General features: G+C 59.2%; 5 protein-coding genes. All 5 read left to right on the top strand.

The window, feature by feature from the left end:
* The first annotated feature begins 335 nt into the window (after positions 1 to 335).
* Positions 336 to 6404, top strand: coding sequence for a peroxidase family protein (locus CXF87_RS10495; protein ID WP_101146607.1), 6069 nt, complete (start codon positions 336 to 338; stop codon positions 6402 to 6404).
* An 88-nt stretch (positions 6405 to 6492) separates the two neighbouring features.
* Entirely contained in the window at positions 6493 to 8241 is a 1749-nt protein-coding gene (locus tag CXF87_RS10500) for a type I secretion system permease/ATPase (RefSeq protein WP_101146608.1), read from the top strand.
* Entirely contained in the window at positions 8238 to 10151 is a 1914-nt protein-coding gene (locus tag CXF87_RS10505) for a calcium-binding protein (RefSeq protein ID WP_101146609.1), read from the top strand. The genes CXF87_RS10500 and CXF87_RS10505 overlap by 4 nt, the downstream gene beginning before the upstream one ends.
* Positions 10152 to 10160: 9 nt before the next feature.
* Complete coding sequence (locus CXF87_RS10510) at positions 10161 to 11504, top strand: HlyD family type I secretion periplasmic adaptor subunit (protein ID WP_101146610.1); 1344 nt, start codon at positions 10161 to 10163, stop codon at positions 11502 to 11504.
* 186 nt (positions 11505 to 11690) lie between these two features.
* Positions 11691 to 12236, top strand: coding sequence for a Crp/Fnr family transcriptional regulator (locus CXF87_RS10515; RefSeq protein WP_332870635.1), 546 nt, complete (start codon positions 11691 to 11693; stop codon positions 12234 to 12236).
* Positions 12237 to 12423: the final 187 nt, after the last annotated feature.

A 12423-nucleotide genomic window follows, 5' to 3' on the forward strand; every position in this document is an offset into this window, starting at 1 on the left:
AACAGTCGTTGTAATGAGCTACCCATCGTCAAATGCGGCATAGGCATCATTACCAATTAGGGTTTTCTGGCCAAGCTAAAGCCTCAATTTCTGATGACTTTAGTGCTTTTCCTCACTGCTACATCTACCTCTTTTCAGATGAGTAAATTCATCCTTATTGATCAACTTTCTCAAAGCTAACTAATGGTGATTTTGAGGAGGTAAGAAAGTATTTCTCAATGTAACCTTGTGTAAGCATATGGTATGGGAAAGTTGCCTTAGCTGAGGTGTCCGTCGAGGTGTGACGACAGTTTAAAAAAATAAGTATCAGTGCCCGGTGGGGCCTGGGAGGGAACATGGCCGTTAAACTGAACCAACATGATCTGCAGTTCATTCTGGATCAGATCAAGGTCGCGGAAGCGCATTCCGCGGGAGCGCCGCTTGAGGAGCTTGTCGATAGTCCGCTTCTGCCCACGGGCCTGCGCACTGTTGATGGCAGCTACAACAACTTCGGAATCGGTCGCGAGCAGTGGGGTTCGGCGGGTGAACTCTTCGGGCCCATTGCCGAGGGTTCGTTTGGGCAGGGGAGCGGTGCCCTGCCAGACGGCTTCGGCTATCCCACCAACAACGATTACGGCGAAGTGGGGGACGTGGTCGATGCCGAACCGCGCTTGATCTCTAACCTGATCGTCGATCAGACGCTGGATAATCCGGCGGTAATCGCGACGGCACTCCAGCATGCCGGAATGAACGGCCAGCCGATGCTCGACGCGATGGGCGAGATTCGCTCGCAGCACGACCTTGTGCGGACGCTGAGCGATGCCGGTCTCGAAGAGACGCCCATCTACGCGGCGCAGAAGGAGGAGCTCGACACGCTGCTTGCCTCGTACGGAGTCGAGATGGATGGCGTCACGGTTATGCTGCCGAACGTCTCCCCGGACGAGGGGCTCTCGGCTTCCTATAATTCTGTCTTCACACTGTTCGGCCAGTTCTTCGATCACGGGCTCGATCTGGTGGCAAAAGGGGGCAACGGCACGGTCTACATGCCGCTGTCGCCGGACGACCCGCTGTATAACCCGGCGAGCCCGCATACCAACTTTATGGTGATGACTCGCGCCACCACCGACGATGCGGCGGGCAATGTCACCACACCGTGGGTGGACCAGAACCAGACCTACACCTCGCATCCCTCGCACCAAGTCTTCCTGCGCGAATACGCGATGGTCGATGGCCGCCCTATGGCGACGGGTAACCTGCTCGACGGCGACCGCGGCCTGCCGACCTGGGCTGACATCAAGGCTCAGGCGCGCACGCTGCTGGGTATTGAACTTACCGATAAAGATGTGGGCGCCGTCCCGCTGGTGGCGGTCGACCCCTACGGCGAGTTCCTGCGCGGCGAGAACGGGCTCCCCCAACTGATCACCGGCTTCGACGGCGCGGGTAACCCCATCCTGACCGAGGGGAACCTAGCAGAGCCGGTCGACCCGTCTGCGGTCGGCGCGGCACGCGCCGGTGCGGCATTCCTGGACGACATCGCCCATGCCGCCGTCCCTGTGCTCGCTAATGGCGAACTGCAAGCGGACGACGATTCCGAGCCCGGCTACAGCGGCGAGTTCGGCCCCCGTGGTGCTCAAACTGCCTATGATAACGAGCTTCTGGACGCGCACTACATTACCGGCGACGGCCGTGGCAACGAGAATATCGGCCTGACCTCGATCCACCACATCTTCCACTCCGAGCACAATCGCATTGCGGAGCAGGTGAAGGAGTTGGTGCTTGAGAGCGGGGACCTCGACTTCCTGAACCAGTGGCTGGCCGGCCCTGATCTTACCTCTTGGCCCAGCGCGGCTGAGATTGAGGGGCTATCGTGGGATGGCGAAAGAATCTTCCAGGCAGCGCGCTTCACGACCGAAATGGAGTACCAGCACCTCGTCTTCGAGGAGTTCGCGCGGAAGATCCAGCCAGATATTGATGTCTTCATGGTGCAGCCCGACGCCGAGCTGAACCCGGTTATCTTTTCCGAGTTCGCGCACGTGGTCTACCGGTTCGGGCACTCGATGCTCAACGAGACGGTTGACCGCATCAACGCGGATGGCAGCCGTGATGACATGGATCTGTTCGATGCCTTCTTGAACCCACTGGCTCTCGGCTCGGACACCGTGAGCCATGACGAAGCGGCGGGCGCGATCCTGCGCGGTATGACGGCCCAGGTTGGCAACGAGGTTGACGAATTCGTCACCAACACCTTGCGCAACCAGCTCCTCGGTATTCCGCTTGACCTTCCCGCGATCAACATCGCCCGTGGGCGGGATACCGGCATGCCCACCCTCAACGAGGCCCGGGCGCAGTTTATGGAGATGGCGGATGGCGACACGCAGCTCAAGCCGTACACCAGCTGGGCCGACTTCGCCGAGAACATGAAGAACCCCGCCTCGGTCATCAACTTCATCGCGGCCTACGGCACGCATGAGTCGGTTACTTCCGAAGAGACCATCGCTGGCAAGCGTGCGGCGGCCACTGATCTTGTTCTCGGTGCTCCGAACGAGAGCGCAGCTGATCGGGAGGCGCGCCTCGACTGGCTTAATGCGCCAGCCGAGCAGACAGGCGTGAACGACATCGACCTGTGGATGGGCGGCCTCGCTGAGAAGAAGATGCCCTTCGGCGGTATGCTCGGCTCCACCTTCGCCTTCGTCTTCGAAATGCAGCTCGAGAACCTGCAGGATGCTGACCGGTTCTACTACCTGTCGCGCACCCAGGGGCTGAACCTGCTGACGGAGCTGGAGAATAACTCTCTGGCCAAGATGGCCCTGGCAAATACCGACCTTGGGGAGACCGGCTTTGCGATCCCGGGCGATATCTTCTCGACACCGGATCACATCCTCTATGTCGATTACGCCAAGCAGATGCAGATGACCGGAGTGGATGATCCTCAACACGAAGATCCGTTCCTTCAGTCCGCCTCTCAACTGGTCGAGCGCGGGGCGCCTGACGCGCAAGGCGACGGTGCCTACCTGCGCTATAACGGTGCCGACCACGTCGTCATCCAGGGGACGGACGGCAACGACCGCATCGTCGCTGGCGGTGGCGACGACACCGTTTGGGGTGACGCGGGCGACGACCGCATCGAGGCCGGGTATGGCGTCGACAAGATCAACGGCGGTGAGGGTGACGACATCATCACCAACGCCGGGACCGATATCGGCGAAGTCGACATGCTCAAGGGAGACGAGGGCAACGACGTTATCCATGGCGGCAGCGGCGCGGCGCTGATCTTCGGTGGCCGTGGCAAGGACTTCCTGATCACCGGCCCGGACGGGTCTGAGATCCGCGCTGGCATGGGGGATGACTTCCTCCTCGGTGGCGACGGCCCTGACGTACTCTTCGGCAACGAAGGCCACGACTGGGTCGAGGGTAAGAGTCGCTTTGAATACATCGCTGGCGACAACGGCGAACTCTTCTTCAACTCCACGGTGATCGGCCACGACATCCTCAACGGCGGCAATGGTGACGCCGACTACGACGCCGACTCAGGCGACGACATCATGGTGGCGGGAGAGGGTATTCAGAAGAACATCGGTATGTGGGGGCACGATTGGGTCATCCACAAAGGCCAAAACGTGGCGGCCGACGCGGATATGAACGTGGAGGTATTCACCACGCTGCCGCTGGAAGTGCTGCGGGACCGCTTCAGCCAAGTGGAGGCGCTGTCTGGCTGGGTGCAGGACGACATCCTGCGCGGCGACAACCGGAGCAACGAGGAAGAGGGCGCCACGCCGATCGTCGCCGACCCGACGCCTGAGGGCAACTTCATCCATAACGAACTCGACCAGGCAGGTATTGACCGGATCGACGGCCTCGACCAGCTAATTACCCCCGATATGATGCGCAACGCGGAGTACTGGGCTGATGGCTCCGGTGATGAAAAGCTGGTGTTTATCGGCGGCAACATCCTGCTGGGCGGTGGCGGCAGCGATACGATTGAGGGGCGCGGTGGCGACGATGTTATCGACGGCGACGCGTGGCTCAACGTGCGCATTGCCATCATGACGAACCGCGATGGCACCGGCGACGAGATCGCGACGGTCGATAGCATGGACGGGCCGGTGACTCTCACTATCGATGGCGCGGAGGTCACCCGTCCGCTGTCGGCGTGGATGGTCGAAGGCCGGATCAACCCCGGGCAATTGCAGATGGTTCGCGAGATCCTTGAGGATGAGTCCGGTATCGACACGGCCGTCTATTGGGGCGATCGCGCCGCCTATGAGATTGCGGTGGATGAAGATACCGGTCGGCTCACCGTAGCACATGTTGATGTGGACGATGCAGCGTTGGACCCAGTAAGCGGGCAGAACCGTGTCTCCGATGGCACCGACCTCGTCAGCAATATCGAAGTGCTGTCCTTCGGGGATAGCGACCTGCAGGTTATTACCGGAACCAACGGCAACGACGTTGGTGCAACGCGCCTTGAGGGCACTGAGGCGGCCGATATACTGATCGGCCTTGCCGGTAACGACAACCTGCTCGCAGGCGGCGGCGACGACCTTGTCTACGGCGGTGCAGGCAATGATCGCCTGATCGGCGCGGACGGCAACGACACTCTCGATGGCGGTGATGGAGATGACTTCCTCAACGGCGGGGATGGCGACGATACGCTGCTGGGAGGCGCCGGTGCGGACGACCTTCGCGGTGGGCTTGGTGATGATGCCCTTGAGGGCGGAGACGGCGACGACCTACTTTTCGGGCTGGCTGGCAACGACACTCTTGAAGGTGGCGCCGGTAATGACGACCTCAACGGCGGTGGTGGCAACGACGTTCTGAACGGCGGCGAGGGCGATGACATCCTGTTCGGTAGTGCCGGTGATGACCTGCTGATCACCGAGGCCGATGGCGGGCGCGACATTCTTGATGGCGGCAACCAAGTTGATACCGCAGAAATCCTCGGCAGCGCCGGTGAAGCTGAATCCTTCGCGATTCTCGATCGGACCAATGCCCTGGCCCAGGGCTTTGCCGACCTCGACGCCGGAACAGAGATCGTCATCGTTCGCAACGGGGTGGTGATGGCGGAGCTCGCCAACATCGAGGAAATCGTCATCGACGGTCAGGGAGGCGGCGACACGTTTACGATTGCCGGCGACTTCACTGGAACCAGTCTGGCGATGAGTACTATCCACGTGATGGGCTCGGAGGATGACGATGTCTTGGACATCTCGGCACTGAGTTCTGCGCATCGGGTGGTGTTCAAAACCATGGGCGGCCACGACACGGTGGTGGGCGCACTTCGGGAGCAGGATGTCGTCGAACTTGCCGACGGCACGATGCTCGCTGACCACCCCGTCGAGGCCAACGAAGCGGGCGAGGCTCTAGTGGGCGACGACGAGAACTCCGTCCGCTTCGAGGTCGAGCCCGAGTCGGAACATCCAGAAGACGAAGACGAGACCGAAACCGACGATGAATCGGAGGACGAGGAAGACGAAGAACAATACGAGGAGGAAGACGAGGAAGAGTACGAGGAAGACGAAGAAGAGTATGAGGAAGGAGAAGAAGAGTACGAGGAAGGAGAAGAAGAGTACGAGGAGGAAGACGGAACGCAAGTGATACCGGCGGCGGCCATGGCTGGCGGCGAAGGCGCTGATACGCTGATCGGAACGGCGGAGAGTGAGACCATCATGGGCTTGGGCGGTCGAGACGTCGTCTTCGGCCATGACGGCGATGACGACATCCTCGGCGGCGACGGCGCGGATATGCTCTACGGCGATGACGGCGACGATCGGGTGTTTGGCGAGGACGGCAACGACTTCATCAATGCCGGGGCTGGCGATGACACGGTCTTCGGCGGCGAGGGAGACGATATGTTCGTGGCCGAAGCCGATGACGGCGACGATACCTACTACGGCGACGACATGGTGGGCGGCAGTGCCAGCGACAGCGACACTCTGGATATGTCAGCCATTATGTCAGCGATCACGGCAGATCTCGGTACCGGTTTCATGGGGCGCGGCAGCGTCTCGAGCGCTGAGACTGGCAATGATGGGCTGTGGGGTGTCGAGAACATCGTCACGGGATCGGGAGACGATACGATCACAGCGAGCCGCGCGGCTAACGTGATGGATGGCGGGGCAGGCAACGACACGTTCCGCTTCCTCTCCGCAGCGGATGCGGACGGCGATACCATCATGGGATTTCAGCCGGGCGACCGTATCGATCTCAGCGGTGTGGATGCGCATGGCTGTGCAACGGGGAACCAGAGCTTCACGTTAGTGACCGAGGCCTTCACCGGCGTTGGCCAGCTGATGTTCAGCCATCAAACCCGCGACGGCGAGGACTACACCGTCGTTGAAGGCAACACGACCGGAGACGACGATGCGGATTTCTCCATCAGCATCAAGGGTCGGCATGAGCTGGGAGTGAGCGACTTCAACCTATAACGAACGACAGCTATAACAATAACGAACCCTGCGGGCGTACCCGCCCGCAGGGAACGCCCGTTCAACATAGGGTGCAAGGGGAGTTCACATGCGCAAAAAAGACGCCAGTACGTCGGCTAAGCGCAAGAGCGCAGAACAGCTGACCAAAGGTTTCCGAGGAATCTTTTTCTTCTTATTCGGCATGTCAGGGATCATCAACATCCTCGCCCTGACCGGTGCCTTCTACATGCTACAAATTTACGACCGAGCGCTGACCAGCGGGAGCATTTCGACGCTGGTTGCCATCTCCGTGCTGGCGCTTGGTCTGTATTGCTTTCAGGGAATGTTCGATACCATCCGTTCCCAAATCCTTGTTCGCATCGGCGCGCGCCTCGACAGAAGGGTCGCGCCGTTGGCCCATCGGGTGGCTATCGATATGCCGCGCTTCGGGTTTTCGACCGCTGAATCACTGGAGCGGGGCCGCGACGTGGATACGGTGCGTGGCTTTCTGGGAAGCCAGGGCCCTGTGGCGCTGCTGGACCTTCCCTGGATGCCGCTTTTTCTATTATTTATCTACATTTTGCACCCCTACCTTGGCGCGCTGGTTTTTCTCGGTGGTTTCATCCTGGCCATGCTTGCGATTATCACGGAACTGAAGACGTCCAAGCTGAGCAGCGCCATGCAGCAGGCTGCCGTCACCCGCAATACTATCGCCGACTCCAATGCTCGTAATGCGGAGATCCTCAAGGCGATGGGCTTTGCTGGTCGTGCGGTGGCGCGCTTCAATCGAGCGAACGACGATCATCTGGAGTTGCAGACGCGAACCAACGATGTCAGCGGCACCTTCGGAGCGGTCTCACGGGTGCTGCGGATGGTCTTGCAGTCGGCCGTTCTTGGCCTCGGGGCGCTGCTCACTATTCAGGGGGAGCTTAGCGCTGGCGCGATCATCGCCGCTTCCATTGCCTCCGCGCGGGCGCTCGCCCCCATCGATCTTGCCATCGGCAACTGGAAGAACGTTGTCGCTGCGCGAACCGCGTTCGCACGCCTGAAGGAAACCGTCATGGCGCTGGCGGACGTTGACGAACCGATGGAGCTGCCCAGCCCGAATTCATCCCTCAAGGTCGAGAACATCACCGTCGCAGCACCCGATTCAGGGCAAGTGCTGCTCAGCGAGCTGAGCTTCGAACTCAAGGCCGGCCAGGCGATTGGGATCATCGGTCCTAGCGGTGGCGGCAAGACCACGTTGCTTCGCGCGTTGACAGGCATTTGGCCCGTGTTGCGAGGAAGTGTGCGCCTAGATGACGCGGAGCTATCGCAATGGCACGACGAAGCGCTCGGTCAGTTCATCGGCTATCTGCCGCAGGAGGTCGCGCTGCTGAATGGCACGATCGAAGAGAACATTTCGCGGTTTCAGGAAACACCGGATTCCCATGCGGTGGTGGAGGCGGCGATGGCCGCAAGCGTCCACGAGATGATCGTACGTTTGCCAAACGGCTATCGAACGCAGCTCGGCTCGCTGGGCACCTCCCTGTCCGGCGGCCAACGGCAGCGGCTCGGACTCGCCCGCGCACTGTTCGGCAACCCCTTCATCGTGGTGCTGGACGAACCCAACTCCAACCTCGACGCTGAAGGCGAAGCAGCACTGACGGCAGCCATTCAAGGCGTTAAGCAGCGTGGCGGCATCGCCGTGGTGGCGGCCCATCGCCCAAGCGCTCTGGCGGCCGTTGATCTTGTGGCGGTTATTCAGAACGGCCGGTTGGCCGCCTTCGGACCGAAGGACGAAGTCATCGGCAAATCTAACGTGCGGGCAGTGCACTCTGCCAAGCCGCCGACGAAGGAGGCATCGGTCGGAACATGATTAACGTCAAAGGCACCAAGAACGCCTTACCCGAAGCTGACGCCTCGCAGCGCTACGTTCTGAAGAGTGGCGACGAGGTCTCTGGGACGCCTCGCGTGATCGTCGGCTTACTCATGGGGATCGCTGCTTACCTAGGCTCGATCTTCTCCTGGGGCCGGGAGAGTGAACCCCAATCGCAGCCGGAAGAGCCAGCCGCCGGTGCGGCGGAGGCGGAAAGCCAAGAGGGCATGGTTGACGATATCGCCTCCCCGCAACCATCGCCTGATATGCCCGATCCCGAACCTCACGGTTCCGCAACGCCGCCGGCCGCTGATGCTCCAGGGTCATCGCCCCTACGCTATCAGGGCGAAAGCGAAGGCGCACCCGCAGTCAAACCGGCAAGCGGCAATGCAGCCGCTGACAGGATGGATCGAATGGACGGCAGCCCCGGCACACTGTCTACCAACAGTGCTAATCCCGCCAGCAATCGTTCTTCTTCACCCCGGAACGACAACCCGCCCGCCGAAGGCAAGGACCCCACGGATGGCGATGGTTCTACCGATAGCGATGGCTCCACGGATAACGACAGTTCTACGGATAGCGACCCACTCGACCCCGAAGGTGAGGACGACGATGCCGAGGCGCCACCTGGCGGCAACCGTGCTCCGCGCGTGTCAGGCCCCGTTTATCTGCTGGATGTGGCGCCTTGCGCGGCCCTCGTCATCGCTCTCAGTGATCTGCTGAGCAAGGCAGAGGACCCGGATGGCGACGCCCTCTCGGTACAAAATGTGACGGTATCCTCCGGCACGCTGACGCAAACGGAAGGCGGTTGGGTGTTCCAGAGCGGAAGCGGGCAACCGGGGCCAGTGACCGTCACTTATCAGATCACCGACGGCGAGTTGATGACCGATGCCGTCGCCCACTTTTCTGTTGTTGAGCCGCCCGTTATCGCAGGAAGCGCGGCAGACGACATGCTTCTGGGCAGCCTGTGTGCCGATGAGATCGACGGCGCAGGTGGCGATGACAACATTGATGGACGGGCTGGCAGCGACGTCATCAATGGAGGAGCGGGCGACGACCACATTGTTGCCGGAGACGGTGATGACGTGGTGTTCGGCGGCGATGGCAATGACATTATTTTTGGCGGCGCGGGGAACGACCATCTTTTCGGTGGTGCAGGCGACGACAGGCTATTCGGCGGAGACGGCGATGACGTGATCTTCGGCAACGCCGGTGAGGATCATCTGAACGGCGGAGACGGCGACGATTTGCTGCTCGGGGGCGAGGGTAACGACGTGCTTATGGATGGTGCGGGTCGTGACAAGGTGTTCGGCGGCATGGGAAGCGATCGAGTGGTGGCGGCACTTGATGCGGCAGATGACGTGTACGACGGCGGCGAGAACTCGGACACCCTCGACTACAGCCACGCAACGGAAAGTCTCGTGGTCGATCTTGTGAACGGCGTCGCCAGCGGCGTGGAAATCGGCCATGACGCCATCACCGGCTTTGAGAAAGTGCTGGGAGGCCGGGCAGCCGACCAGTTCATTCTCGGCAGCGAATCGGTCGCGCTCACTGGCGGCACGGGTGATGACGTCTTTGCGTTCGCCAGCGCCGGTGGGGTTCAAGCGAATGCCGTTTCGCACGTGATTATGGATTTTGGGGTGGGAGACCGTATCCGCATCTCTGAATACGAGATTTTCTGGAAGGTCGATGACGAGCCGGAAGATCGTTTCGAACATATCTACCGCGATAACGACGATGACGATTCGCCCATACGCTATCGGCACGACCGGGACGATGGAAGCGAGTGGACCGTGATCGAGACCGACTTCGAGGACGATGAGTTGTGGGCGGCGACCGTCACGCTGCATGGAAGGCACAAGCTGTCGTGGTCAACAGAGCGTGACGATGGTCACGAGTGGCTATCTTAGGAGCACACAATGAGCACATATGATCCTTCCGGCACGCCTCTTTTAGAGGAAAAAGCCAAGCGCTTACCGAATCCAGAAAACGCTTTTCGGCTCGGCCCGCGTGTTTTTGTGGGCACGGCACTTGCCCTGTTTCTGCTATTGGGCGCCGGTGGCTGGGCCGCGAGCGCTCAGCTAAGTGGGGCCGTCATCGCGCAAGGGTCTGTGACGGTAGATCAGAACCTTAAGTCGATACAGCACCGTGACGGTGGCATCGTCAGCGAGATAGGCATTAGAGAGGGGGACTTCGTCAATGCTGGAGAGGTGCTGATTCGTCTCCAAGACACACAGACGAAGGCGGAGCTTTCAATCGTGCGCTCTAAACTCGTGGAATTGGCGATCAGAAGAGCGCGACTTATGGCAGAGCGGGATGGGCTTGCAGCCATCGAGTTCCCGTCCGATTTAGACGCAGACGAAGCGCCGGATGTCTTCCTCGGCGAAACACGCCTCTTCGAAGGCAATCGTGCAAATCGCCAAAGTAAGCAGCAGCAGCTTGAGCTTAGCATCGCGCAGATCGAAGAGGAGATAAAAGGGCTGGAAGCTCAGCAGCAATCGAAAGACGAGGAGTTCCGTCTCGTCTCGTCTGAATACGAGTCGAGCAGAGGCCTCGCTGAGAGAGGGATGATCGCACGCACACTCCTTGTTCCGATGGCGCGTGACAGGGCACGCATTTCGGGTGAGCGCGGCGAGATCCATGCATCCATCGCCAGAGCGAGAACCCGCATGAGTGAAATTCGTCTTCAGATTATTGCGATTGACGAGAACGCCCGTACCGAGGCGCAGCGGGAATTAAGTGCCGTAGAGGCAGAATTTTCGGAGCTGCGTGACCGGCACATCGCCATCGAGGATCGGCTGGCGCGAACGGACATTCGCGCGCCGATTTCTGGCACCGTTAATGAGCTGAATATCCACACGGTGGGAGGCGTGATCACCCCAGCTGAGGAGCTTGTCACCATCGTTCCAGAAGACGCCAAACTGAAGGTTGAGGTGAAACTGGCGCCGATAACCATCGATCAAGTGTGGGTCGGCCAGCCGGTCAGGCTCCGTTTCACTGCCTTCAACCAGAGAACAACGCCGGAGCTCAAAGGCGAGATCGTCTATGTTTCTCCAGCGACGACACGCGATGACGTGACTGGCGAGATCTACTACCTGGGTGATGTTGACGTTTCTGCAGAAGAGCTTGAGAAGCTGGGCGTTACCACGCTGCTGCCTGGTATGCCCGTCGAGGTCTTTATCACGACCGAAGAGCGCACCGCACTGACGTACTTTGTTAAGCCTATTACCGACCAGTTCAGCAGGGCCTTCCGAGAAGAGTAAAGCAAAGTACTCCACCTTTGAAGATAGTTTTTCCCAGCGACAAGATAAAGAATAGGCGGGGTCTTTTAATATTGTCGCTATCAATTTGTACTTATAGAGCGCATGATGAAAGCTACGTTTAATCGTCTACTGACGAGCAGTTAAAATGTTGCATTTAGCTTCATATCTGCAAATTATGGAGCCCTTATGGAAACCTTACTCCTTACCCCTAACCTCCTTATTATCCGTAAGTTGGAAAGTATTTTTGTTCTCAGAGATGCAGAGAAAAAAGCAATAAAAGAGTTGTCAATAAAGACAATATCTCTTCATTCAGACCAAGATATACTGAAAGTTGGCGATCAACCTACTCAATGCTGTCTAGTTATTGACGGATTTACCTGCGCTTATAAGCTGACTTATGAAGGAAAGCGCCAAATAACATCCCTTTATATACCCGGCGACATTCCTGATCTGCAAAGCTTACATTTGTCTTCTCTGGATATAAATATTGCCTCAATCACCCCCTGTATACTTGGCTTAATTGAGCACGACGATATACATAACCTCTGTGCGCTCCAACCGCGCCTTGCTGCGGCACTGTGGCGCGAGACATTGGTGAGCGCTTCGATCACACGAGAGTGGCTTTTGAATAACGGGCAGCGGCCTGCCTATAACCGAATTGCCCACCTTATCTGTGAACTGTTAGCCCGGATTTCTCACTGCACCTCAATGAGCTGCATAAATAGGTCGTAATACCGCCAACGGCCTATGACGACTGCTCAGATTGTCTACTATTTAACCAATTTCCACCGTCCAGACACACTTCCCCCTTCCCCCCATTGAGTCGGGCCGGGGGAGCCCGAGCAGTCAGCCCGGAGCCAACCGCCTGACGAGATCGGATAGTTCCGCCTTGTAAGGGTAGCTGTCACTCATCAGCACC

The organism is Halomonas sp. MES3-P3E (assembly GCF_002836035.1).
Lineage (GTDB): Bacteria > Pseudomonadota > Gammaproteobacteria > Pseudomonadales > Halomonadaceae > Vreelandella > Vreelandella arctica.